The following is a 24,032-nucleotide window of genomic DNA, read 5'->3' on the forward strand; positions in this document are numbered from 1 at the left end:
GGTGTTCGAACCTCCGGGGTCACGATTGTTGCCGTATCGGCACATTCTCCGCACCCGGCCGGCCGCCCCGGACGGCGGGTCAGGCCGATGGGCCGGACCCCTGCACGCGGTCGAGCGGTCAGCCGACGGGCCGGCGGACGGGGTCGGCCCGGTGCGGCTCGGCGGGCTTCCACTCCAGCAGCAGGATGGTCGCGTCGTCCCGCAGCCTGCTGTCCTGGCCGCCGACGATCTCGTGGATGAGGCGGCGCAGCACCTCGGGGGCGAGTTCACCGATCGCGGCCCGCAGAATGGCGCCGGTGAAGCGCTCCATGCCGAACTGCGTGCCGTCGCGCATCCGGGCCTCGGGTACCCCGTCGGTGTGCAGCAGCACCCGGTCGCCGGGGCGCAGGACCGTCTCGTGCACCACCCGGGGTTCGGCCAGCAGCCGGGACGGTGAGCCGAGCGGTAGTTGGGCGACGCGTTCCAGCGCGCCCGGCACCAGCCGGCCGTCGCGGATCAGCAGCGGCGGCGGATGCCCGCAGTTGCACCAGCGCAGCCGGCCGGTGTCCAGATCCAGTTCGGCGAAGACCGCGGTGCAGAACTGATCCGGCAGCCATCGGTCGAGGGCCTCGTCGATGATGCCCATGATGTCCATCAGGTCGGCGCCGTTGCGGCGGGCGTTGCGGTCGCCGGCCAACGCGACCGCGGTGGTCAGCCCGGCGGCCAGATCGTGGCCCATGGCGTCGAAGATGGCGGCGTGCAGCCGGCCGCCCGCCAGCGAGTGGTCGAAGGCGTCGCCCCCGAGTTCGTAGGCCGGTTCGAGGACGGCGGTGGACACCACGTCGGCGTTGCCGATGGTGCGCGGCGGCAGGAAGGCGCGCAGCATCTCGGCGGGCAGTTCCATCGGCTGCGAACGGGTGAGCCGGGTGAGGCTGTCGCCGTGGGCCCGTTTGGAGGCGATCACCATGGAGAGCACCAGGGCGAAGGCGCGGAGCCGCCGCAGCAGCGCCGCGTCGAGGCCGGTGGTGCGCGCGCCCAGCACGCCGAGCCGGTCCGCGCCGTCCACCAACGGCAGCCACGCGGTCAGGGCGTCCTCCCCACCGGCCCCGGCGTCGGAAGGATTCCCGGCGTTCCCGGCGTTCAAGGGGTCCCCGGTCTCCTCCACATAGAGGGTCAGGGTGCGGTACGCCGACCCGGCGTAGGAGTCGTCGACGGTCAGCTCCGGGGTGTCGTCGTCCGACGGCACCATCGGCTGAAGGCGGCGCTGCTGAAGGTCGACCAGATAGACCACGATCCGGCCCAGGCCCAGTTCGGTGGCGCAGCGCTGCACCGCCGAGGGCAGTTCGCCCGGCGCGGCGGCGTGCGCCTGGGCCAGGAGGGACTCCAAGAGCCGCTCGTCGATCCGGTCGGGCATCCGCTCGGGCCGCTGTCCGGGCTGCACGGTGGTCCACCTCCTCACCCACGGTCAGTCAAACACCGGACCGGGCGGGCCGCGCGTTCAGCGGCGTGGCGCCCCGTCACCGCCGGGCTCGTCCGGATCCTCCGGCTCCCCCGGCCGGCCCGCCCGGCCGGGGCCGTCGCCCGCGCCCTTCCCGTCGTGCTCCCCGGCCCCGTCAGCACTGTCGGCCGTGTCGGCCCCGTCAGCCCTGTCGGCGGCACCGGCGTCGTCGTCGGTGTCGTCGGTGGCGCCCCGGTCGTGCCGCCTGCGCCGGATCTCCCACACAGCGAAGCCCACCACGGCCACCGCGGCGACCGCGATCGCCACCGCGGTGCCCGCGGTGCGCTCGACCCGCTCGTAGGCGGCGCCGGCGAAGTAGCCGAGCAGCACGAAGCCGACGCCCCAGACCACGCCGCCCAGCGCGTTGAAGGCGAGGAAGACGCGGTACGGCATCCGGCTGATGCCGGCCAGCGCCGGCATCAGGGCGCGGAAGAAGGCGATGAAACGGCCGAGGAAGACGGCGGTGGGACCGCGCCGTCTGATCAGCTCCTCGGCTTTCTCGATCCGCTGGTGATGGCCGCGCAGCGCCCTGGTGTCCAGGATCCGGCTGCCGTAGCGGCGGCCGATCTCGTATCCCACCGAGTCGCCGGCCACGGCGGCCAGCACGACGAGGGCGGCCAGCCAGTAGACGGAGACCTTGCCCTGCCCGGCCAGCACCCCGCCGAGGACCGCCGCCGTCTCGCCGGGCAGGAAGAACCCGAAGAAGAGCGCGTCCTCGCAGAAGACGATGGCGAAGATGACGGCGTAGATCGCGGGGCCGGAGGCCCGGGACAGCCAGTCGGTGATGGTATGCAGCACCGGCGGCTTATCGCACCGGGCGTGGCCTGCGGCGCAGCCGCCACCAGGCGAAGACGAGATCGGCGGCGAACACCGCGACCCCGATGACCAGGAGGTACCCCAGGCCGCCGGCGACCGCGCCGATCAGTCCGAGCACGACCGCGATGAGGACGAGGAACAGGAACAGGCTCATGATCCGATCTCCTTTCCGGCTCGGCGCCGGGGCACATCCTGCCCCCGCGCGCCGCGGGGTCTCCCCCGCGGCGCCTTGTTCAACGACGGGCGAGCTGACGTGCCCCGTCCGCCCCGGGCTTGTACGGCAGGCCGTAGTGCCGGAACACCGCCTCCTCGTCCTCGACCGGGAGGACATCGTCCGTTCCGATCGAAGGGGCCGACTTCACCAGCGTCCTGGCGTACGGCACGCGTACGTAGCCCGGTCCGGCGATCACCTCACCGACCGGTACGAACACCAGCCGGTGCCGGGTGGGCAGTCCGACCCGGACCGTGGCCATGGACGGCAGGTCCGAGACGGTGTCCACGTAGACCGCCTCCAGGGCACCGATCTTGTGGCCTTCCTCGTCCACCACATCGTGGTCGCGCCACTCGCGGAGATCAGCGGGTTCGATCATGGCCGGTCCTCTCGCCGTGACTCGGTCGGCGTCCTGTCAGAGGTCGCTTGCCCTCGGCCTGACGTCGTACGCACCTCATCCGGCGGTCGTCTCGGTGCGATCGCCGCCCCACAGCGTGTGGAAGGTGCCGGGGCGGTCGGTGCGCTGGTAGGTGTGGGCGCCGAAGAAGTCCCGCTGCGCCTGGGTCAGCGAGGCGGGCAGATGTTCGGCGCGCAGGGCGTCGTAGTAGGCGAGTGAGGCGGCGAAACCCGGTACCGGGACGCCGTTTTCGACCGCCGCGGCGACCACGGCCCGCCAGTCGTCCTGGGCGGCGCCGATCTCGTCGGCGAACCGCTGGTCCGACAGCAGGCTGGGCAGATCGGCCCGGTCGTCGTAGGCGGCGGTGATCCGGTCGAGGAACGCGGCCCGGATGATGCAGCCGCCCCGCCAGATCGACGCGATGGCGCCGAGGTCGATGTCCCAGCCGTACTCGTCACTGCCGGCCTTGATCTGGTGGAAGCCCTGGGTGTAAGAGACGATCTTCGAGGCGTAGAGCGCCTGCTCCACCCGGTCGGCGAAGACACCGGCCGCGTTCTTGTCCATGGTGGTGCCCTGAGGTCCCACCAGGTGGCGGGAGGCGGCCCGCAGTTCGGCGTGTCCGCTCAGCGCGCGGGCGAAGACCGCCTCGGCGATCCCGGAGACCGGGACGCCCAGGTCCAGGGCGACCTGTACGGTCCAGCGGCCGGTGCCCTTCTGCTCGGCCTGGTCGACGACGACGTCCACGAACGGCTTGCCGGTGTCCGGGTCGGTGTGGCCCAGCACCTCGGCGGTGATCTCGATCAGATACGAGTTCAGCCGGCCGGTGTTCCAGGTGCGGAAGATGTTGGCGATCTGCTGCGGGGTGTAGCCGGCGACGGCCCGCAGCAGGTGGTACGCCTCGGCGATGAGCTGCATGTCGGCGTACTCGATGCCGTTGTGCACCATCTTGACGAAGTGGCCGGCCCCGTCGGGGCCGACGTGGGTGGTGCAGGGCTTGCCGTCCTTGGCCTTGGCGGCGATCTGCTCCAGCATCGGGCCGAGCGAGACATAGGACTCGGCGGAGCCGCCGGGCATGATGGAGGGTCCGTTGAGCGCGCCCTCCTCACCGCCCGAGACACCGGCGCCGACGAAGTGGATGCCCTTGTCCCGCAGCGTCCGCTCGCGGCGGACGGTGTCCTCGAAGTGCGCGTTGCCGCCGTCGATGATGACGTCGCCCGGTTCGAGCAGCGGGGCGAACTCCTCGATCACCGCGTCGGTGGGCCGGCCGGCCTTCACCATGATCAGCAGCCGGCGGGGCGGCTCCAGCGCCGCCACGAACTCCTCGGCGGACGACGTGGGGACGAAGGCGCCCTCGTCGCCGAACTGCTTCATCAGAGCGTCGGTCTTCGCCTGGGTGCGGTTGTGCAGGGCCACGGTGAAACCGTGGCGAGCGAAGTTCCGGGCGAGGTTGCTGCCCATTACGGCCAGCCCGGTCACTCCGATGTCGGCCTTCTCGCTCATGCGCTGCTCCTGGTTGATCCCGCTTCGGCTCCAGTGGTCAGTCTGCGGCCGTCGGACGGGTCCGGCCCGTTCACGACGGCCGATCGGGGTGCGGAGCGCGCGAGAGCGGGGAGGGCGGACGGGTTGGTTGGCGTGCTGGTTGGCGCGGCGGCGGACACGGGCCGGGTCACCGCCTGGCGTCCCGTGAGTTGCCGAACAGGACGCGGTAGATGATCAGCAGCACCAGCGCGCCGCCGATCGCCGCCAGCCAGGTGGCACCGTCGAAGAAGTGGTGCTGCACCGGGCGGTCGAGGAACTTGGCCGACAGCCAGCCGCCGACGAACGCTCCCGCGACGCCGAAGAGCAGGGTGCCGACGACGCCGCCCGGGTCACGGCCGGGCAGCAGAATCTTCGCGATGCCACCGGCCAGTAGGCCGAGGATGATCCAGCTCAGGATTCCCATGACCGCCATATGCCCAGTGGCCACCGGCATAAGCGACCGCCGTGGTCACACGCGGCGCCAGCGGGCCGAGGCGAAGGAGAAGAGACCGAAGAGCACCAGGCCGATCGCCACCGCGACGAGCAGCCAGGGCCCGGCGGCGGTGTCCCGGAAGGAGCGGAGGGTGTCGTCCACCCCCTTGGCCTTCTGCGGGTCGAAGCGGATGGCCGCCACCAGCACGAAGACACCGGCGCCGGCGAAGACCACGCCGCGGGCGATACCGCCGCCCATCCCGGTCACGGTGACCGCTGATTGGGTCCGGCGTCCCATCCGGGCCGTCTCCAGCTTCTTCAGGAAGGTACGGCGGGCGGCGCGTATCGCGATCATCGCACCGGCGACGATGAGCCCGCAGCCCACCAGGCCCACCAGCCAGCGGCCGCCGGTCAGCTTGAGGGCGGACGCCGTCCAGTCCTTGGACTTGCTGTCGCTGCTGCCCGAACCCCCGGAGCCGGCCGCGAAGGACGCGGCGCCCCAGCAGACGAAGCCGTAGAAGACCGCCCGGCCGGCGTTCATCAGCCGCTTGCCCACGCCCTTGCTCTTCGACTGGCCGCCAGACGTACCGCTGCCCGATCCGCCGGAGCCGCCGCCCGGTTCCTCGGTGCCGATGACGGCCTGCGCGCCCCGCCACAGCGTCATGCAGGCGAAGCCCGCGACCACCAGCCAGAGCAGCACAGTGCCGAACGGCTTGTCCGCGATGGACTGCAACGCGCCCTGCCGGTCGGCCTGCCGGCCGCCGTCCCCGAAGGCGATCCGGATCGCCAGGATCCCGATGAGGACGTAGATCACCCCACGGGCGACGAAGCCCGCCCGGCCGGCGGAGGCCAGCACCTCACGCGGTGGGCGGTGGGACCGTCCGGAAAGCGTCCCGCCCCCGCGCCACCCCTTGGACTGTCCCCTCGACTCTGTCTGCGACGACATCGCGCCAGCCTCCCCTTGTTCTGCCCGGTGCCAGGTGGCACCCGGAAGGGGCGTGTGCCCTGCCGTCGCTGATTCACGCCGCCGTCAGCCGCTCGGCGGGCTCGCCGAAGGACGGCGCGTCTGCCGCTCCGAGGCGTCGCGCCGCTCGTCGGCCGCCTCGCCCCCACTGTCGGCGGCCGGGTCGGCGGTGAGGAACTCCAGCGTGCCGGTCAGATCGAGCAGCCGCTCAAGAGCCGGCGGCCGGTCGTCGAGGAACAGCCGGATGCCCGTCCGGACGGTGGCCCGGTGAACCCCGAGCAGCACCGACAGGCCCATGGAGTCGCAGTCCCCGAGCCCCGCGCAGTCCAGCCGGAGTTCCCGGATGCCGGGATACGCGACGAGCCCGGCGTCGATCGCCTCGGGCAACTCCCAAGCGCTGTCGTAGTCCAGGTCCCCGGCGATGGTGATCCGCAGGGTCCGCGCGTCCACCGCGACGGTGGCCAGGCTCAGCGGCACAGCGGCGGGCTGCGGCGCGGTCATCGGGACCCCCCGGCTCGGTGCGCGCGGCCGGCTGCCTCCGGCCCGCCGGAATCGGCGAGCACGCGGCGCGCCCTGGCGGGCGGGCCGGCCGTGCGCGCGATTCCCACCAGGACGACGGGCTGGAGAGTCATACGGGCCTCCCGGAATCGAAGGACGGAAGCGGCGGGGCGGCCGGCCACCAGGCCGGCAGGCCGCGCGAGGTGAGGATACCGGCGGTCCACGTCGTCACGCCGGTGAAGAGTTCGGGGTATGCCGCCGGTCCCGGCCGCCCGGCGCGGCCCGGCCGGCCGGCTCACCTCGTTCATCCGGTGAACCTGCCCGGCCCGTGCCCTCCCACCGCGCTGAGATGCGCGCCCCGCGGGGAGGCGATCGCCACCGCGGCCATGTCGTCGTGCCGTCCGTCGCCCACCCACCGCGCGGCCAGCGTCAGCACCCGCTGCACCACGGCTTCCGGCGGCATCCCGGCGCATGCGCCGAGCGCCCTGGCCAGCCGGGTCTCGCCGAAGAACTCCCCGCCGACCGGGCCGCCCTTGGCCTCGGTGATGCCGTCGGTGAAGAGCACACAGGTCTCCCCCGGCGCCAACGTGACGTGCTCGGTCCTGGCCACCACCGTCGGCATCACCCCGACCAGCGTGCCGCGGGTCGGCACCGTCTCCACCCGGCCGTCGGCCCTGACCAGCAGCGGCGACGGATGGCCCGCGCTGGTCAACCGCAGCCGTACGTCCGGGCCGTGGCGCACCGCGGAGGCCAGCAGCAGGGTGGCGAAGCGGGTGTGGTGGGAGCTGAGCAGCGCCCCGTTGAGCAGGCTCAGCACCTGCTGGTGGTCGCCGGCCATCGGCAGCAGCGCCTGGAGGGTGTTGCGGATCTTGCCGGTGAGCACCGCCGCGTCCAGGCCCTTGCCGCAGACGTCGCCGAGCACCACCAGGGACTCCCCGCCCGCTCCCTGGCCGGCGTGCAGATCGTAGAAGTCGCCGCCGATCCGTTCGCCGGGGCGGGCCGCCCGGTAGCCGGCCGCGTAGTCGACGCCGCCCATGTGCCGCATCGGCGGGGGCATCAGATCGCGCATCAGCGTCTCGGTGATCGAGGTCTGTTCCGCGAAGAGCCGGGCGGCGGACATCGCGGCTCCGGCGCGGCCGGCGAAGAGCCGGGCGACGGTCTCCTCGGCGACGCTGAAGGTCTCGCCGTCGGTCTTGCGCAGCAGGATAAGCGCGCCGGCCGGCACTCCCTGGCCGGGCAGCGGGGTGACGACCATCGAGCCCACCGCGCCGAACCCGGCCGGCACCACCCAGTCGGGGGCGTTCGCCGGGTCGATCCAGCGGGAGGGCAGCGGTGGAAAGCCGCGGAGCGCCTCGGCGAGGCCCGGCACGGCCGCCGGGTCGCCGTCGGCCTTGCCGTGGACCGGCACGCCGCCGCGCACGCAGGAGGTGACCGGCAGCAGGCGGCCCGCGCTGGGGGCGACCACCAGGGCCGCGTCGGCGAGATAGGTCGCGGCCAGTTGGGCGGCGACGTCCATACAGCGTTCCAGGTTCAGTGAGGAGAGCAGCAGATTGGAGGCCTCGGTCAGAAACGCGGTGCGTTCCCGTTCGACGGTCAGCGCGTCCGCGGTGCTGCGGTGTTCGGTGTCGTCCACCAGCCACCACGCCACCGCTCCGCTGGAGTCGGGGGCGGAGGGGTGGGCCGCGAAGCTGCGTTCGCCGACCGGGCCGTTGGCGGGCGCGGGACCGGTCTCGTCGGTGACGCCCGCCGTCGCCGCTGCCCCCGCCGTCCTGGACTCCGCCTCGTTGAGCCGCCGATGGGCGGCGGCGAGCCAGGGCGGCGCGGCCTCGGTCAGGTCCGCGCCGACCCTCGCGTCCGGCAGCAGGGAGGCCGCCTCGTCGTTGGTCCGCCGCACCACACCGTCGGAGTCCACCAGCAGCGCGGGAAACGCCGGAACGGGAAGGGTCGGCGCGGACCGCGGCGAGGTGCCCTTGGGCCGCGCGGCGCCCGCTACCGCGTCAGCGGCCGGTTGAATGCCTTGTTTCGCGACCATCGCCACCCTCACAGGACTCGTCAGCGAGCCCCTTCACCTCGTCAGCCCTCGGCATACGGATGTTGCCTGCCCGTTTCCCACCTTCCCGCACCGGACCCGGGGAGCGCAATCACCCCCCGATGCGTCGCACCGTCGCCGGCGGTTCAGTGCCGGCGGTCGGTGTGCCGGTAGCCGAAGGGACCCGGCAGATCCGCGGAGGTGGTGCGACGCCCCGTGGTGGACCAGGTGCGATGGGCTCCCTTGCGACCGAGCGTGAGCGAGAGGGACTTGCGGTTCACATTGACCCGAACGCCCGGCAGGATGTGGAAGGACTTGCGGAATGTCATCGGCATGGTGGCCTCCTTCATAGGTCTCTGCCGCCCTTCTGCCCCCGAGTCGGGCCTTCATACGGCCGCGGGCCCGGCCGAATCCGCCCGGCCCCGCGGCCACTTGGGCGGCGGCCGGCCGGTGACGCGGCGTCAACCCGCCGGCCGCCGGCCCCGGGAGGATCGGCCGCCGGGCCCGCGTGGATCGACCGCCGGCCGGCCGGCTCAGTGGAAGCCGGAGACCGCGTGCGGGACGTACGGCTCCTCGAGCCTCTCGATCTCGGCCGCTTCGAGTTCCACGTCGAGCGCGGCCACCGCGTCGGAGAGGTGCTCCGGCCTGGTGACGCCGACGATGGGCGCGGTGACCACGGGGTTGCGGCTGAGCCAGGCCAGGGCGACCTGGGCGGCCGGTATGCCGCGGCCCTTGGCGATCTCGGCGACGCGCTCGACGATCACCCGGTCGTCCTCGTGGTAGAGCTTGGCGCCGAACTCGTCGGTCTCGGTCCGCGCGGTGACCGCGTCCCAGGGGCGGGTCAGCCGGCCGCGGGCGAGCGGGCTCCAGGGGATGACGCCGAGGCCCTGGTCGGCGCAGAGCGGCAGCATCTCGCGCTCCTCCTCGCGGTAGAGGAGGTTGTAGTGGTTCTGCATGGACACGAACCGGGTCCAGCCGTGCAGATCGGCGGTCCACAGGGCCTTGGCCAGTTGCCAGGAGTGCATCGAGGAGGCGCCGATGTAGCGGACCTTCCCGGCCTTCACCACGTCGTGCAGGGCTTCCAGGGTCTCTTCGAGCGGGGTCGACGCGTCAAATCGGTGTATCTGGTAGAGATCGATGTAATCCACTCCGAGTCGGCGCAGACTGTGATCAACCTCACTGAGAATCGCCCGGCGGGAGAGCCCGGCGCCGTTCGGTCCTGGCCGCATCCGGCCGTGCACCTTGGTGGCGATCACCACCTCGTCCCTGGCGGCGAAGTCGCGCAGCGCCCGGCCGGTGATCTCCTCGCTGCTGCCGTCGGAGTACACATTGGCGGTGTCGAAGAAGTTCACCCCGGCCTCGAGTGCCTGGCGGATGATCGTACGGCTGCTCTCCTCGTCCAGTGACCAGCGGTGATTTCCCCGGCCCGACTCACCGAAGCTCATGCAGCCCAGGGTGAGGGCCGAGACCTCCAGACCGGTCGAACCGAGCCGTGTGTACCGCACGCGGATCCCTCCTCGAATGGAAAACCGGGCCGACCCTACGCAGGTCGCGGCCCGGTTGGGAATAGGGGCCGCCTCTTCGGCCTTCCCTCAGTGGTCTTGATGCAGCCATCCGACGAGGAGCAGTGACAATGGCCCCCACCCATCAACTGTCCGCCCAGCCCACCGCGCGGAACGACACGCCGCCCGGCACCCAGCCCGCGAAGGCGTCCGGCACCTTCTCCATCGGCGGCGACCTCCCGGTGACCCGGCTCGGCTTCGGCACCATGCGGCTCACCGGCCCCGGCGTCTGGGGCGATCCCGCGGACCCCGACGAGGCGGTCAGGGTGCTGCGCCGGGCCGTCGAACTGGGGGTGAACTTCATCGACACCGCGGACTCCTACGGACCGGTGGTGGCCGAACCGCTGATCAAGAAGGCGCTGCACCCGTACCAGGACGACCTGGTGATCGCCACCAAGGCCGGCTTCACCCGCTCAGGACCCGGCGGCTGGCAGCCGGTCGGCCGGCCGGAGTACCTGCGGCAGCAGGCCGAGCTGAGCCTGCGGTTCCTCGGTGTGGAGCGGATCGATCTCTTCCAGCTCCACCGGATCGACAGCGCGGTCCCGCTGGCCGATCAGATCGGCGAGCTGAAGCTGCTCCAGGAGGAGGGCAAGATCCGGCACATCGGGCTGTCGGAGGTGGACGTCGACCAGCTCGAGCAGTCCCGTGCCATCGCGGAGATCGCCTCCGTCCAGAACCGCTACAACGTTGCCGACCGGGCGGCGGAGAAGCTGCTGGAGCACAGCGAGGCCAACGGCATCGCCTTCATCCCCTGGGCCCCGCTGGCGACCGGCCGACTGGCCAAGACCGGCGGCCCGCTGGACGCGGCGGCCGAACGGCACGGAGTGTCGGCGTCCCAGTTGGGGCTCGCCTGGCTGCTGCGCCGCTCCCCGGTGATGCTGCCGATACCCGGTACGTCGTCGGTCGACCACGTCGAGGACAACATCGCGGCGGCCGGAGTCTCGCTCTCCGACGAGGAGTACGCGGAGCTGACGGCGGCGGTCTGACGCCACGCTGGGCCGGTCGGGGGCCGGCCGGAGCCGGTCGGCAGCCGGCCCCGACCGGGGCGGGCCACCGGTTCAGTCAGGGCACTTCTGACCCGCCGCGGGGCGCGTCTCGACCGGTGCGCCCGGCAACTCGAAGGAGAAGGCCGCGGTCACCGTCTTGCCGACCGGCCGGGTGTGGGTCTCCCAGTCGTCGGCGAGCGCCTCCACCAGGGCCATCCCGCGTCCGGAGGTGCGCTCCGCGTCGGGCTCCTTGGTGGTCGGCGTCTCCTGCGAGGAGTCGCCGACGCTGACCCGCAGACAGCGGCCGTCCCAGACCAGCACCACATGGGCGTCGCTGTGGGCGTGCACATGGGCGTTGGTGATCAGTTCGGAGACGGCGATCACGACGTCGTCCGCGGTGTCCGGCGCCCGCTCGGTCCAGCCGAGCAGCGCCAGGTGCTCGCGCGCCCAGTCGCGGCCCGCCTTCACTCCTTGGGAGACGGGGAACGATCGTGCCCAGCCGACAGCCTTCACTGGTGTGCCGCCTCCTGTAGTCGTTCTTGCCCGGTGTGGTTCCCGGGGGTTGTCCCACCTGTTTCCCGGGGATCCCCGCTCGAATCCCGCCCTGGACCGGCGGGGGCGGACGGCAGGCGCCCGGCCACCGTGCCGGGGGGGCGAGCCGGTGGCCGGGCGCGGCCCGGGGCGCCAGGGGGGGTGGGCGCCGCGGGCAGAGGTCCAGCCGCTTTGCCGGACAACCACCGGCTGGACCTGTCCCCTGCGAGTCCCTCGCGGGGGATGACTTCCGCCTGCCCGGGGCCCCGGCCCTCATGCACCCGGGCCGAACTGATTTTTTCCGCCGCCGCTCCGGCCGGCCCGCGCGGCCGTCGCCGGGCCGCCGACCAGCGGCCGGGCCGCCACCGACCGGGCCGCCGACCAGCCGCCGGCCAGACGCCGATCAGTAAGGGCTTCCGTTCAGACCAGCCGGACCCGGGCGTTGATGGTCTTGCCGCCCTCGGGATGCGGGGTCACCGTGACGTCCTCGGAGACCGAGCAGACCAGCGGCCAGCCGTAGCCACCGGGTTGGCCGGTCATGGCGACCGGGGACCGTACCGGGGGCTGGTCGCTGGCGTCACTGACGATGAGGTGGACGCAGCCGTCCTCGACGATGGCGGCGAAACCGGTGAGGCCGCCGCCGTGGCGGATGGCGTTGGTGACCAGCTCCGAGGTCACCAGCAGGACGTCGGTGAATATCCGCTCCATCCCGGCGGCCCCTTCGGCCGCCGCCGCCTCATGTGCCCCATTCGCCCCTTCCACCCCCTGCGGCGGGCCGACGAGCAGCGGAAGATGGCGGTCGAGCAGGGTCCGTACCCGGCCGCGCGCCGCCGCCGCGCCCGTCGGAAAGGTGAGCTCCGCGTCCGCGGAGTGTTCCGCCGCGGTCATGGCCGTACTTCGCAGTGGTGGTGCCGGCTCATCGGGTCATGCCTCCAACGCCTGGTCGAACGTGTCGGCCAGGGTGAACAGCGACGCGGTGCCGGTGACTTCGAAGAGCCGGCCCACGATGGGGCTGAACGGCCCGGCCACGACGAGCTTGCCGCCCAGGTCCTCGTGCCGTCGCTGGGCGGTCAGCAGCGCGTGCAGGATCGACGAGTCGGCGAACGGCACGGCCGACAGATCGACCACCGTGCGCGCCGGCGCGCGCAGCGCCGCCTGCTCCAGGGTCTCGGCGAGCAGTGGGGCGGAGTCCGCGTCGATCTCGTCGGTGATCCTGACCACAGCGGTGTTGCCGTCGGCCTGGATCTCGATGAGTCGGCCGGCGTCCGGCTCTCCTGGCATCGGGGCTCCCTTCACCGGGCCGGCCCGGACACCTGGGAGAGCGCGTCCGCGGCTTGGTCGGCCGTGTCGTACATGGCGACGATCTGATCGATACCGACGATCTGGAAGATCCTCGCCAGTTCCTGGCTGGTGCCGCTCAGCGCGAAGCCGATGTGTTCGGCCTGGGTGCGGCGATAGGCCCAGACCAGCGTGGTGAGCCCGGTGGAGTCGCAGTAGGTGACGCCGGAGAGATCGATCACCAGGCCGGCGTCGAGCGTCAACTCCTCCAGGGTGTGCTGAAGCCGGTGGGCCGTGTGCAGGTCCAGGTCACCGGACACGTCAAGGACACACTGGCCGGAGGGCCTGGCCTCCACAGTGAAGGTCAGATTGGTCACCCGTGCTCCTCGTGGTCGGCGAGCTGGGACGTTTCCGTGTTCCGGTGGACGGGGTCACGGAGCACTCATCGTGCTCGTACCCTGAACTCGCCGGTTGGTGCGTCCTACATACTACGGAGCCGGAAAACGATGAGCGGCAAGGACCAGTCCTCGACGGAACTCCTGTTCCCGGGTGACGGTGAGATGGCGGGGCGGATGCGGGCGTATCCGTGGCACACCTCACCCATGGGCGACCCGCGGTCCTGGCCGCTCGGCCTGCACAGCGCGACGCGGATCTGCCTGACGTCCCGGTTTCCCATGATCGTCTGGTGGGGCGAGGAGCTGCGCTTCCTCTACAACGACGCCTATCTGCCGCTGCTCGGCACCAACCATCCCGCACTGGCCAAGCCGGGCGACCAGGTCTGGCGGGAGATCTGGCACATCATCGGCCCGATGCTGCGGTCGGTGCTGGAGACCGGCCGGGCCACCTGGTCCGAGGACCTGCTGCTGCCGCTGGTCCGCCACGGCTATCTGGAAGAGACCTACTGGACCTACTCCTACAGTCCGCTGCACGACGACGACGGCGTGGTGCGCGGGGTGTTCACCGCGGTGAGCGACACCACGGAGCGGGTGATCGGCGAGCGGCGGCTGGCGGCGCTGCGCGACCTCGGCTCGCAGGCGGGCAACGCGCGCAGCGTGGCCGAGGCCTGCCAACTCGTCGCGGCCGCGCTGAGCCGGGCCGCCGCCGACGTGCCGTTCGCCGAGATCCATCTGCGCCGGCCGGGGGGCGGCGGCGAAACGGAGCCGGTGGCCAGCACCTCGGGCGTCTTCGCGCGGCCGGGCCGGGACGGCGGGGCCGGCTGGCCGCTCGCCGACGTACTCGCGGGCGGCGCGCCGGTGGTGCTGTCCGATGTGCGGGAGCGCTTCGGCGAACTGCCGCCGGGCGACTGGCAGGCGCCGCCGCGGCAGGCGGTGGTGCTGCCGCTGCCGGGCGAGACCGGGGCGCAGCACATCGGGGTGATCGTGCTGGCGGCCAGCGCCGGCCGGATGCTGGACGACGGCTATCTGTCCTTTCTCAATCTGGTCGCCCAGCAGACGGCCGCGCTGGTCAACGGCGCGGTCGCCTACCAGGTACAGCAGCGCAGGGCCGAGGAACTGGCCGAACTCGACCGGGCGAAGACCGCCTTCTTCTCCAACATCAGCCATGAGTTCCGCACCCCGCTGACCCTGATCATGGGGCCGGTGCGCGATCTGCTCGACCGTACGGACGACCTTGACAGCCGGGTGCGCGAGGAGCTGGAGGTGGTCAACCGCAACGGGCTGCGGCTCGGCCGGCTCGTCAACGCGCTGCTGGACTTCTCCCGGATCGAGGCGGGCCGGATGGAGGCCAGGTACGAACCGGTGGACCTGGCCAAACTGACCGCCGAACTCGCCGGGGTCTTCCGCTCGGCGGTGGAGAAGGCGGGTCTGCGCTTCAGCGTCGTCTGTCCGGCGCTGCCGGCCAGCGTGTACGTGGACCGGCAGATGTGGGAGAAGGTGATGCTCAACCTGCTCAGCAACGCGCTCAAGTTCACCTTCGACGGCGGCATCGGGGTCTCGGTCGGCGTCGAAGGCGACCGGGCCGTGGTGCGCGTGAGCGACACCGGGATCGGGGTGGCGGCCGACGAGATACCGCGGCTCTTCGAGCGCTTCCACCGGGTGCGCAGCGTCCGCGCCCGCTCCGACGAGGGCAGCGGTATCGGGCTGGCGCTCGTCCGCGAACTGGTCGATCTGCACGGCGGCACCATCACCGCGGACAGCACCGAGGGGGTCGGCACCGTCTTCACGGTGACCGTGCCGTTCGGGCACAGCCACCTGCCGGCGGCGAACATCGTCCCGGCGAGCGCCGGGCCGGCCACCGGGCAGGTGGGCCCGGCCGCACTCGCCACCGGGCCGGCCGGGCGCGCGGGGTCCGCGGCGCCCCTGGAGCCTCCGGCGGCCACTGTGTCCTCGACGGCCGAGCCGTTCGTCCAGGAGGCGCTGCGCTGGCTGCCGCCGGCCGCCTCACCGGTCCCGCAGCCGCGCGCACCGGGCGGATCTGGTGTATCCGACGTATCTGACGTGTCGGGCGGATCGGGCGAGGACCCCGGCCGGCCGGCGGCGGACGGTCAGGACGGCGCCGGCCCTGAGCCGCCCCGGGTGCTGATCGCCGACGACAACGCGGACATGCGCGACTACCTGCACCGGCTGCTGCACCCCCACTACCGGGTGGAGACGGCCGGCGACGGCCACGCCGCCCTGCACGCGGCACGCGCCCTGCCGCCCGACCTGATCGTCAGCGATGTGATGATGCCGGGGATGGACGGCCTGGAGCTGGTGGCCGAGCTGCGGGCGGATCCCCGCACCGCCGGCACACCCGTCCTGCTGCTGTCCGCGCGGGCCGGTCAGGAGGCCTCCGTCGAGGGCCTGGAGGCGGGCGCCGACGACTACCTGGTGAAGCCCTTCACGGCCGGCGAGCTGCTCGCCCGGGTCGAGGCCAACGTGCGGCTGGCCCGGCTGCGCAACCACCACGCCGACTGGCGCAGCGCGCTCATCGACTCGCTCCAGGAGGGCTTCTTCCTGTGCGCCGAGGACGGCACTGTACTGGAGATCAACACCTCCTTCGCCGAGACCCTCGGCTACGGTCCCGGGGGGCTGCCGTATCCGGCGCCGCATCCGTGGTGGCCGGCGGCCGGTGACCCGGCGGCGCGGGAGCAGACCGCGTCGGCCTTCACCCGGGCGCTGACCGGTTCCCACGGCAACTGTGTGGTGCCGGTCGAGCACCGTGACGGGCGCCGCCTGTGGGTGGCGGTCGCCTACAGCGAGGTGCACGACCCGGAGAGCGGCCGGCGGATGTTCGTCGGCACGCTGCGTGATGTGAGCGCCGAACGGCTCGCGGTGCGGCGCGAGGTCGCGCTGGGCTCGCTGAGCCGGCGGCTCGCCCCGGTGGGGAGCCAGGCCGAGGCCATCGGCGAGGCGCTGGACGAGTTCCGGTCGCTGTGGCGCTCGCCGCGGGCCCTGGCCGTGTCCTGGAGCCCGTCCGGCCAGCCGCAGGTGTCCGGGACCGCCGCGGTCTGGGCCGAGCTGCCGGAGCCGCTGCGGGCCACCCTGACGGCGCTGCGCGACCGGCCGCCGCTCACCCCGGTGCTCACCGACGACGGGGCCAGGGGCGCGGGCATCACCCTGGAGCACCCCGACGGGCGGCTGGCCCTCTGGCTCGAACTCCCGTCGCACCAGTCCTTCGGCACCGAGGACCGTACGCTGCTGACGCTGCTCTGCGGCACCCTGGCGCCGGCCCTGCACCGGGCGTACCTCTTCGACCAGCAGCGGGAGACCTCGGTGGCGCTCCAGCGGGCCATCCTCGGACCCGGTCTGCTGCCGCCCGGCTTCGCCGCCCGCTACGAACCGGCCGGCCGGCCGCTGGAGGTGGGCGGCGACTGGTACGACAGCGTCGAACTGCCCGACGGCCGGATAGCGATCGTGGTCGGCGACTGTGTCGGCCGCGGGCTGCACGCGGCGGCCGTGATGGGCCAGTTGCGCAGCGCCTGTCGGGCGCTGCTGATCCAGTCGGTGGGTCCGGCGATGGCGCTCGACGCGCTGGACCGGTTCGCCGCGCTGGTGCCGGGCGCCCATTGCGCGACCGTCTTCTGCGGCATCCTCGACCCGGCCAGCGGTGAGCTGACGTACAGCAGCGCGGGCCATCCGCCGGGCGTGCTGGTCACCGCCGACGGCGAGGTGGAACTGCTGGAGGGCGGCCGGTCGCTGCCGCTCGCGGTGCGGCCCGGCCGGCGGCGTCCCGAGGCCCGCTGCACGGTGCCGCCGCGGGCGACCCTGCTGCTCTACACCGACGGGCTGATCGAGCGGCGCCGCCTGCCGCTGGACGACGGGATCGCCAGGGCCGGCGAGGTGATCCGGGAGGGGCGGGCCTCGGCGGTCGAGGAACTGGCCTCCGAGGTGCTGTCCCTGCTCGCTCCGGCCGGTGGTTACGACGACGATGTGGCCCTGCTGGTGTACCGGCATCCGGGCCCGCTGGAGCTGGCGTTCCCGCCCGAATCCGGTCAGCTCTCCACGGTCCGCGGCGTGTTGCGCGGCTGGCTCGCCCTGTGCGGGCTCAACCCCCGGCAGGCGCAGGACGTGCTGGTCGCGGCGGGTGAGGCGTGTGCCAACGCGGTGGAGCACGGCGGGCGGGCGGGACCCGGCGGCCGGGTGCGGCTGCTGGCCAGCGCCACCGCGGACACGCTGCGGCTGACCGTGACCGACAACGGCCGCTGGAAACCCCCGGGGCCCACCCCCGGGGTGGACCGGGGACGGGGCATCGAGCTGATGCGGGCCCTGGTCCACCAGGTCGTCATCACCCCGGGTCCCGAGGGCACCACCGTCGACTTCCACACGAGGATCGCGCCATGACATCCAGCCTCAGATTCGACATCGCCCGCGGCGCCGACGGCGGCGCGGTGCTGGCCGCGCGCGGCGAGATCGACATGAGCAACGCCGACGCGTTCCGTACCGCGCTGGCCGGGGCGATCCAGCGCGGCGCCCCGCTGCGGGTGGATCTCACCGATGTCGGCTATCTGGACAGCGCCGGGCTCGCGGTGCTCTTCGAACACGCGCCCAGGATCAGCCTGGTGGCCGGGGCGCTGCTGCGGCCGGTGCTCACCATCTCGGGGCTGGCGGACATCGTCACGGTGGAGATTCGCTGAGCCGGACGGCGAGCAGCGCCACATCGTCGTTGCCGTCGGGCGGGAAGCGGGTGAGCAGGAAGTCGCAGACGGTCTCGGGGTCGCCGGGGGCCTGCGCCAGCGCCTCCTCAAGGCTGGCGAGGCTGTCGGCGATGTCCGTGCCTCGCCGTTCCAGCAGCCCGTCGGTGACCATCACGATGAGGGTGCCGGGCGGCGCCGTCACCCGGATCGACGGCGGGTGGGGCAGGCCGAGGCCGAGCATCGGGCCGTGCTCGCGGACGAAGCGGGTACTGCCGTCGGGGGCGCGCAGCACCGGCGGCAGGTGGCCGGCGTTGGCGATCTGCAGGCCGTCCCCTTCGGCCTCGATGAGGATGATGCACAGCGTCGCGCACACCTGCGGGTTCAGCGTGTGCAGCAGGTGTTCGAGGCGGACGGCGATGAGGTGCGGGGGGTGGCCCTCCAGGGCGTAGGCGCGCAGCGCGTGGCGGAGTTCGCCCATCACCACGGCGGCGTCCAGCGAGTGCCCGGCCACGTCGCCGACGGCGACGATCAGCCCCTCCTCGACGGCGAGCGCCTCGTAGAAGTCGCCGCCGATCTCGGTGGTCTCACTGGCCGGGAAGTAGCGGACGGCCAGCTCCGCGCGGTCGCCGGCCGGCAAGGACGCGGGCAGGAAGGTGCGTTGCAGGGTGAGCGCCAGGGTGTGCTCCTCGGCATAGGACCGCAGCGCCTCCAGCGACAGGGCGCAGGCGTGGGCGAGCTGGGTGAGCAGTTCCCGGTCGTCCTCGGTCAGCCCCGCGTCGGGGATCGCGATGAACAGCGGTGGCCGCTTCGCCTTGACCCTCGCCATCGCCGTCGCACGGGCGGGGCCACCGTCGGCGCCGGGCAGGGTGTGCACGCGGACACCGGTGTCGGAGCCCAGCGGATGGCGCTGGAGGAGCTCTTGCGCCTCGGCGGCGGGCGGCTCGGAGACGGTCACCGTGCCGTCGGCGGCGCCGGCCGCCCGGACCAGCCGTCCCTGCGGGGCGCGCAGTACCACGGTGGCCTCGGTGCCGAAGATCCCGACGGCGCCGAGCGCGGTGCCCCGGGCCAGGGCGGCGGCGTCGCTCGCCCCGTACAGCGCCAGGGTGGCCCGGTTGAGCCGGCCCAGGCGGTCGGCGAGGGTTTCCGCGCGGCGGCGGGCCCGGGCATAGCGCAGGGTGGCGGTCACGGTGGCGAGCAGCTCGTCGGGTGCGATGGGTTCGGTGAGATACGCGTCGGCGCCGCGGTTGAGGCCCTGGGCGCGGTCGGTGACGGTGATCGCGGAGGCGGAGATGTGGATCACCGGTACGGCGGCGGTGTACGGGTCGGCCTTGACCTTCTCGCAGACCTCGAAGCCGGTCATGTCCGGCAGCCGTACGTCGATGATGGCCGCGTCCGGCAGCGTCTCGGCGTCCCGCAGCAGGGTCAGCGCACTGGTGCCGTCCGAGGCCTCGATCACCTCGTGGCCGGCCCGGCGCAGACACGCGGTGAGGATGTAGCGGTTGGTGGGGTTGTCGTCCACCACGAGGACGAGGGCCGGGTCGGTGCCGACCGCTGTTCCGGTGATCATGAGCGTGCGTCATCCCCGAGGCGTCGACCGGTGGCCGGCCCACGGTGCAGGACTCCGGCCAGCCTGCCGGATGTGAGGTGCGTCTTGCCCAGGACCGCGCGGGCATGCTTCAGACGTGACCGGTCGATGCTGTCGTGGTCGGTGGCGGTGAGCACCACCACCGGGACCGCGGTCAGCGTCAGGTCCCGGGAGAAGTGCTCGAGCAACTGGTAGCCGTCCGGCGCCGGCATGGACAGGTCGAGCAGTACGGCGTCGGGCCGTTGCGCGCGGACCGTCGCCAGAGCCTGGGCGCTGTCGGTCACTTCGGTCACCGAACGCGCCAGCCGGGCCAGCACCGGCCGCAAGGTCAGCAGGAACGCGGGGTCGTCGTCGATCACCACCAGCGAGCCGAGGGGCGAGTCCAGCAGGTGGTCGGCGTCGCCCGGCGCCCCGGCCGCCACGAGGCCGTCACTCCCGCCGCCGGCAACGCCGTCACCACCGCCGTCAGCCGGAAAGCCGGCGCCGCCGTCGAGGCTCTCCGGTCCGTGCTCGGCGGCGGCCGGCCGGCCGGGCAGCGGCAGCCGCTGCTCGGCGGGCAGTTCGACGACGACGCGGGTGCCTTCGCCGGGCACGCTGGACAAGGAGAGCCGCCCGCCGAGCAGCTCGGTGAGTTTGCGGGCGTACGGCAGGCCGAGACCGGTGCCCGCGACGGACCGCTGGTGCGGACCGCGGACCTGGTAGAACTCCTCGAAGACCCGCTCCTGCTGGTCGAGCGGGATGCCGACGCCGGTGTCGGCGACGGTGAAGACGTACCAGGGGACGCCGCGGTGGTCCTCGACCTCGACGGCGAGCCGGACCTCGCCGGCCTCGGTGTACTTCAGGCTGTTGGAGAGCACGTTGCGCAGCACCCGGGTGAGCATCACCTCGTCGGTGACCAGCGGCTGCGGGTGGCTCTGGTCGGGGATGTCGAGCAGCACCCCCGGCCGTGCGGTGCTGCGCAGCGTGCCGCGCAACTGGTGCAGCAGTGAGCGCAGGTCGGTGGCGACCAGCTCGGGTTCGAGCCGTCCCGATTCGGCCTTGGCGACGTCGAGCAGCTCCTCGACCAGGGCCAGCAGGGTGCTCCCCGAGGCCGCGATCAGCGCCACCTGCTGCCGCTGCTCGGCGGTGAGCGGGTCGGCGTCCGGGGCCAGCAGCAGCCGGGTCAGGCCGATCACGGCGTTCACCGGCGAGCGCAGTTCATGGCTGACATTCGCCCAGAACCGGGTCTTGGAGTCGCTGACCAGGCTGAGCCTGCGGGTCTTCTCGTCCAGCTCGGCGTAGAGCGCCACCACGCCGGTGTTGGTCTCCTCCAACTCCTCGGAGAGTTCGGAGTACAGGGCGACGACACCCTGGTTGGTCTCCTCCAGCTCGGTGTTGAGCCGCTGGAGCTCCTCCTGGTGGGCACGGGCCTGCTGGAGCGCGGCCAGCAGGTCGTGGTTCTGGTTGCGCAACTCCTCGCTCATACTGACGCCGCTCAGTCCCACCAGTTCGTTTCGGGCGCGGGCGGCCAAGTCCGCCGGCGGCAGGGAAGTCGCGGGGAGGTGCTGCCCGAGCACGAGCACGGGGCGCTCTCCCGGGCTCCACGCGCAGTGGTCGAGCAGCCGCTCGGCCGCTTGAAGGATCTCCGCGGAGGGCACCCGGGCCCCGGTCCAGGCGAACCGCACCGTCACCCGCGGTGGATCGGCGTCCTCCAGACCGACCCGGCCGGTGAGGCCGGGGGCGCCGTGCAGGTCGCGGCCGACCTCGCTGAGCACGGTGGTGAGCCGCACCGTCTCGGCCTGCGGCAGCCCGAGCAGCCGGAAGGCCGCCTGCGCGTCCCGGCGCAGCGCGAACACCTCACGCTCGCCGCGCAGCGGCGAGGTGAGCACCACCAGGGAGTGGTCGCCGGTCATGCCGCCTTCACCACGACGATCCCCGCGTCGTCCGCGCGGGTGCCGGCCTGCCACAGCAGCTGCCCGGCGATCAGCACCGGGGACTGGGCCAGCAGGCCGGGGAAGTCCGCCGGGGCCCAGCGGTTGCTGAGTCCGTCGGAGTGCAGCACCAGCGCCGAGCCGGCCGGGAGTTCGGCCTCGAAGGTCTGCAGCCGGGCGATGTTGTGCCCGACGATGCCCGGGATGGACAGCAGGGTCTGGCGGGAGCGGTCGCCGAGGATGAAGCCGCTGATGTTGCCCGCCCCGGACAGCCGTACCCGGCGCCTCACGTGATCGACCCGGGCGACCGCTATGGCCGCGCCGCGCGAGCCCTTGAGCCCGGCGTGCAGTTCCCGCACGATCTGCGCGGGGTCGGCCGACCGGCTCTCCCGGAACGACAGCCGGGCCTGGTCGGCGACGCGGGCGGCGAGCGGGCCGTGGCCCAGCCCGTCGCACATCATGACGATCGTGTCGGGGAGTTCAGCGTATGCGGCCGCTTCGCCGGGTCCGGCCGGCTCATGCCGTTCTTCCGGTCGGTCCGGCTCGCCTGACGCGCCCGGCGCGCCTTCGGCCGGCGCGTCCCGGACCGCCCAGGTGTCGCCGCACAGCTCCTCGCCGTTGATCGGCCGGGTGAGTCCGCCGACGGCCGGCCGGCCGTCGGCGGCCGGTGGCGCGGCGCGGCGCGGGTAGAAGCGGGCGAGCAGCGCGGTGCCGCGGCCCGGCACCGAGTGGATGCCGAAGACGTCGGCGAGCCGGTTGATGGCGCCGAGCCCCACCCCCAGCGTGCCGGCGGTCGAGTTGCCGTCGATGAGCGCGGCCCGGATGTCGCTGATACCGGGGCCGCTGTCGAGGGCGAGGAACTCCACCCCGGCGTGCTTGCCCTGGCGCTCGATCCGCAGCGCCAGCGCCCCGTCGGCGCTGTGCCGTTGCAGATTGGTGGCCGCCTCGGTGACCGCGATCGCGAGGTCGTTGGCGCGGTCGGCCCCGAGGCCGATCCGCCCGGCGAGCAGCGCGGCCTCCCGGCGGGCGGCGGCGGGCATCGCCTCGCCGACCCGCAGCCACACCACGTCGCCCGCCTCCGTCGCGGCGCCCGGGCTCACCGGGCCCACTTGATGACCGTGATCACGGTGCCCTTGCCGACCTCGGAGTCCAGGTCGAACTCGTCGACCAGCCGCTTGGCGCCGCTCAGGCCGAGACCCATGCCCCTGCCGGACGACCAGCCGTCGGTCAGCGCGAGGTCCAGATCGGGGATGCCGGGCCCCTGGTCGCTGAACTGGACGCGCACCCCCTCCTTGACGTTGCGGCGCACCAGGCTGCCGCGCATGCTGCCGCCGCCGCCGTAGGTAAGGGTGTTGCGGGCCAGCTCGCTGGCCGCGGTGACGAGTTTCGTCTGGTCCACCAGGGAGAGCCGGGCCTGCTGGGCCAGCACCCGGACCGCCTGCCGGGCCTTGACCACGTCGCCGCTCGCGCCGATGGGCACTTCCTGTACCGAGGACTCCTCCACCTCGCCGGGTTCCGCCTTCACCACTGGACCGGGGGGAGGTCCCGGGCGATGCTGAGCTGCTCCAGCCCCTGCTCCAGGTTGAGCGCGGTACGGACCCCGCCCAGCGAGAGGCCGAGTTCGACCAGGGTCATGGCGACCGCGGGGCGCATGCCGACCACGACGGTCTCGGCGCCGAGCACCCGGGAGATCGCGGCTATGGTGGCCAGCATCCGGCCGACGAAGGAGTCCACGATCTCCAGCGCCGAGATGTCGATCACCACACCGTGGGCGCCGGTCCGCACGATCCGTTCCGACAGGTCCTCCTGGAGGTCGAGCACCATCTGGTCCTCCAGATCGATCTGGATGGAGACCAGGAGGACGTCGCCGATCTTCAGCACCGGCACGCGGTCGGTCATGCCAGCACCCCGGCCTTCGCCACGGCGGCCTTGCGCCGGTCGATCTGGGTGAGGGCGTGGCGCAGCGCGTCGGCGAGGGTCGCCTTGGTCGCGATGTCGCCGAACTCGATGCCGAGGGCCACGATGGTCTGCGCGATCTGCGGGCTGATCCCGGAGATGGTGCACTCCGCGCCCATCATCCGCGCCGCCACCACCGTCTTCAGCAGGTGCTGGGCGACCTGGGTGTCGACCGCGGGTACGCCGGTGATGTCGATGATGGCGTGCGTCGAGTTGAGGTCGATCAGCGACTGGAGCAGCTTCTCCATCACCACCTGGGTGCGCGCCGAGTCCAGCGTGCCGACCAGGGGGACGCCGACCACACCGTCCCAGAGCTTGACCACCGGGGTGGAGAGTTCGAGGAGCTGCTCGGCCTGGGCCGCGATGATCTCCTCCCGGGTCTTGGCGTGGGTCTCGACCGTGTAGAGCCCGAGGTCGTCGAGCGCGACGGTGAACCGGAGGTACGCCGCGAGGTCGGCGGCGTCCCCGGTGAGGTCCGGCCGCACGACCTCCTTGAGGGCGAAGACGCCGAAGGCGGTCTCGGTCGGGCTGAATCCCTGGCGGGCGCGGTTGCGGGAGAGTTCGGCGAGCAGGGCGCGGGTCGGCGCGAAGGGCTCGCCCCGGGTGGAGAGTCCGCCCTGGGCGACGGCCGCGGTGACCGCGTCGTACAGCTCGGTCAGTTCCCGCTCGACCTCGGCCGGCGCGAGCCGGCCGGCCAGTGTGCCGGTGACGTTCCTGGCCCAGTCCGCGATGAACTGTTCCCGCCGGTCGGTCAGAAGACCCGCCAGCCTCCGCGCCTGAGTTGATTCGTCTGCCATGTGGCGCACCT

The 24,032-nt window shown here is 72.8% G+C and carries 24 protein-coding genes; 3 read left to right on the forward strand and 21 right to left on the reverse strand.

The features are described from left to right. Positions 1-118 precede the first annotated feature (118 nt). The 11 genes from OG519_RS03515 to OG519_RS03565 form a co-directional block, all read right to left on the reverse strand. Positions 119-1,393, reverse strand: coding sequence for a PP2C family protein-serine/threonine phosphatase (locus OG519_RS03515; protein ID WP_405592436.1), 1,275 nt, complete (start codon positions 1,391-1,393; stop codon positions 119-121). 84 nt (positions 1,394-1,477) lie between these two features. Beyond that, positions 1,478-2,275, reverse strand: coding sequence for a DedA family protein (locus OG519_RS03520; protein WP_405578496.1), 798 nt, complete (start codon positions 2,273-2,275; stop codon positions 1,478-1,480). Between the two features lie 7 nt (positions 2,276-2,282). Further along, the gene (locus OG519_RS03525) at positions 2,283-2,447 is read right to left on the reverse strand and encodes a hypothetical protein (protein WP_405578499.1); all 165 of its coding nucleotides are present in this window, start codon (positions 2,445-2,447) and stop codon (positions 2,283-2,285) included. 79 nt (positions 2,448-2,526) lie between these two features. Then, complete coding sequence (locus OG519_RS03530) at positions 2,527-2,883, reverse strand: PRC-barrel domain-containing protein (protein ID WP_405578502.1); 357 nt, start codon at positions 2,881-2,883, stop codon at positions 2,527-2,529. 75 nt (positions 2,884-2,958) lie between these two features. Further along, positions 2,959-4,401, reverse strand: coding sequence for an NADP-dependent phosphogluconate dehydrogenase (gene gndA, locus OG519_RS03535; RefSeq protein ID WP_405578505.1), 1,443 nt, complete (start codon positions 4,399-4,401; stop codon positions 2,959-2,961). 166 nt (positions 4,402-4,567) lie between these two features. Then, positions 4,568-4,843, reverse strand: a complete 276-nt coding sequence (locus OG519_RS03540; RefSeq protein WP_405592438.1) for a GlsB/YeaQ/YmgE family stress response membrane protein — start codon at positions 4,841-4,843, stop codon at positions 4,568-4,570. A gap of 45 nt (positions 4,844-4,888) precedes the next feature. Continuing rightward, positions 4,889-5,797, reverse strand: a complete 909-nt coding sequence (locus OG519_RS03545) for a DUF1206 domain-containing protein (protein WP_405578507.1) — start codon at positions 5,795-5,797, stop codon at positions 4,889-4,891. An 84-nt stretch (positions 5,798-5,881) separates the two neighbouring features. Continuing rightward, a complete protein-coding gene (locus tag OG519_RS03550) occupies positions 5,882-6,316 on the reverse strand; it encodes an STAS domain-containing protein (protein ID WP_405578510.1) in 435 nt (144 codons plus the stop codon). Between the two features lie 301 nt (positions 6,317-6,617). After that, complete coding sequence (locus OG519_RS03555) at positions 6,618-8,345, reverse strand: PP2C family protein-serine/threonine phosphatase (RefSeq protein ID WP_405578513.1); 1,728 nt, start codon at positions 8,343-8,345, stop codon at positions 6,618-6,620. Between the two features lie 143 nt (positions 8,346-8,488). Continuing rightward, positions 8,489-8,677, reverse strand: coding sequence for a DUF4236 domain-containing protein (locus tag OG519_RS03560; RefSeq protein WP_405578515.1), 189 nt, complete (start codon positions 8,675-8,677; stop codon positions 8,489-8,491). Positions 8,678-8,875: 198 nt separating this feature from the next. Continuing rightward, positions 8,876-9,847: an aldo/keto reductase gene (locus OG519_RS03565; protein ID WP_405578517.1), complete on the reverse strand. Its 972-nt coding sequence runs from the start codon at positions 9,845-9,847 to the stop codon at positions 8,876-8,878. 128 nt (positions 9,848-9,975) lie between these two features. On the opposite strand from OG519_RS03565, the gene OG519_RS03570 reads away from it, so the two are divergent. After that, positions 9,976-10,890, forward strand: coding sequence for an aldo/keto reductase (locus tag OG519_RS03570; RefSeq protein WP_405578520.1), 915 nt, complete (start codon positions 9,976-9,978; stop codon positions 10,888-10,890). A 72-nt stretch (positions 10,891-10,962) separates the two neighbouring features. Here the strand turns inward: OG519_RS03570 and OG519_RS03575 are convergent, their stop codons facing one another. The 4 genes from OG519_RS03575 to OG519_RS03590 all read right to left on the reverse strand — a co-directional run bounded on the left by OG519_RS03575 (position 10,963) and on the right by OG519_RS03590 (position 13,076). After that, positions 10,963-11,403 (reverse strand): ATP-binding protein, encoded by a 441-nt coding sequence (locus OG519_RS03575; RefSeq protein ID WP_405578523.1) that lies wholly within the window; start codon positions 11,401-11,403, stop codon positions 10,963-10,965. A 438-nt stretch (positions 11,404-11,841) separates the two neighbouring features. Further along, positions 11,842-12,309, reverse strand: a complete 468-nt coding sequence (locus tag OG519_RS03580; protein WP_405578526.1) for an ATP-binding protein — start codon at positions 12,307-12,309, stop codon at positions 11,842-11,844. Between the two features lie 36 nt (positions 12,310-12,345). Continuing rightward, the gene (locus OG519_RS03585; protein WP_405578528.1) at positions 12,346-12,702 is read right to left on the reverse strand and encodes an STAS domain-containing protein; all 357 of its coding nucleotides are present in this window, start codon (positions 12,700-12,702) and stop codon (positions 12,346-12,348) included. Between the two features lie 11 nt (positions 12,703-12,713). Beyond that, positions 12,714-13,076 carry an STAS domain-containing protein gene (locus OG519_RS03590; protein ID WP_405578530.1) on the reverse strand — a complete coding sequence of 121 codons (363 nt, stop codon included), beginning with the start codon at positions 13,074-13,076 and terminating at the stop codon, positions 12,714-12,716. A 129-nt stretch (positions 13,077-13,205) separates the two neighbouring features. Between OG519_RS03590 and OG519_RS03595 the strand changes: the two genes are divergently transcribed. After that, the gene (locus OG519_RS03595) at positions 13,206-17,480 is read left to right on the forward strand and encodes a SpoIIE family protein phosphatase (RefSeq protein ID WP_405578533.1); all 4,275 of its coding nucleotides are present in this window, start codon (positions 13,206-13,208) and stop codon (positions 17,478-17,480) included. After that, complete coding sequence (locus tag OG519_RS03600; RefSeq protein ID WP_405578536.1) at positions 17,477-17,773, forward strand: STAS domain-containing protein; 297 nt, start codon at positions 17,477-17,479, stop codon at positions 17,771-17,773. Before OG519_RS03595 ends, OG519_RS03600 begins: the two co-directional genes overlap by 4 nt. Here the strand turns inward: OG519_RS03600 and OG519_RS03605 are convergent. From OG519_RS03605 to OG519_RS03630, 6 genes are read right to left on the reverse strand one after another with little or no spacing between them, the layout of a single operon-like run. Then, positions 17,754-19,340 carry a SpoIIE family protein phosphatase gene (locus OG519_RS03605; RefSeq protein WP_405578539.1) on the reverse strand — a complete coding sequence of 529 codons (1,587 nt, stop codon included), beginning with the start codon at positions 19,338-19,340 and terminating at the stop codon, positions 17,754-17,756. The genes OG519_RS03600 and OG519_RS03605 overlap by 20 nt on opposite strands. Further along, positions 19,337-21,250, reverse strand: a complete 1,914-nt coding sequence (locus OG519_RS03610) for an ATP-binding protein (protein ID WP_405578542.1) — start codon at positions 21,248-21,250, stop codon at positions 19,337-19,339. Before OG519_RS03610 ends, OG519_RS03605 begins: the two co-directional genes overlap by 4 nt. Continuing rightward, positions 21,247-22,377 (reverse strand): ATP-binding protein, encoded by a 1,131-nt coding sequence (locus OG519_RS03615; protein WP_405578545.1) that lies wholly within the window; start codon positions 22,375-22,377, stop codon positions 21,247-21,249. The genes OG519_RS03610 and OG519_RS03615 overlap by 4 nt, the downstream gene beginning before the upstream one ends. Further along, positions 22,365-22,793, reverse strand: a complete 429-nt coding sequence (locus OG519_RS03620) for an anti-sigma regulatory factor (RefSeq protein ID WP_405578547.1) — start codon at positions 22,791-22,793, stop codon at positions 22,365-22,367. The genes OG519_RS03615 and OG519_RS03620 overlap by 13 nt, the downstream gene beginning before the upstream one ends. Next, positions 22,790-23,167 (reverse strand): STAS domain-containing protein, encoded by a 378-nt coding sequence (locus OG519_RS03625; protein WP_405578550.1) that lies wholly within the window; start codon positions 23,165-23,167, stop codon positions 22,790-22,792. The genes OG519_RS03620 and OG519_RS03625 overlap by 4 nt, the downstream gene beginning before the upstream one ends. Continuing rightward, positions 23,164-24,021: an STAS domain-containing protein gene (locus tag OG519_RS03630; protein WP_405578553.1), complete on the reverse strand. Its 858-nt coding sequence runs from the start codon at positions 24,019-24,021 to the stop codon at positions 23,164-23,166. Before OG519_RS03630 ends, OG519_RS03625 begins: the two co-directional genes overlap by 4 nt. Positions 24,022-24,032 lie beyond the last annotated feature (11 nt).

The organism is Streptomyces sp. NBC_01190, assembly GCF_045039895.1.
Taxonomy (GTDB): domain Bacteria; phylum Actinomycetota; class Actinomycetes; order Streptomycetales; family Streptomycetaceae; genus Actinacidiphila.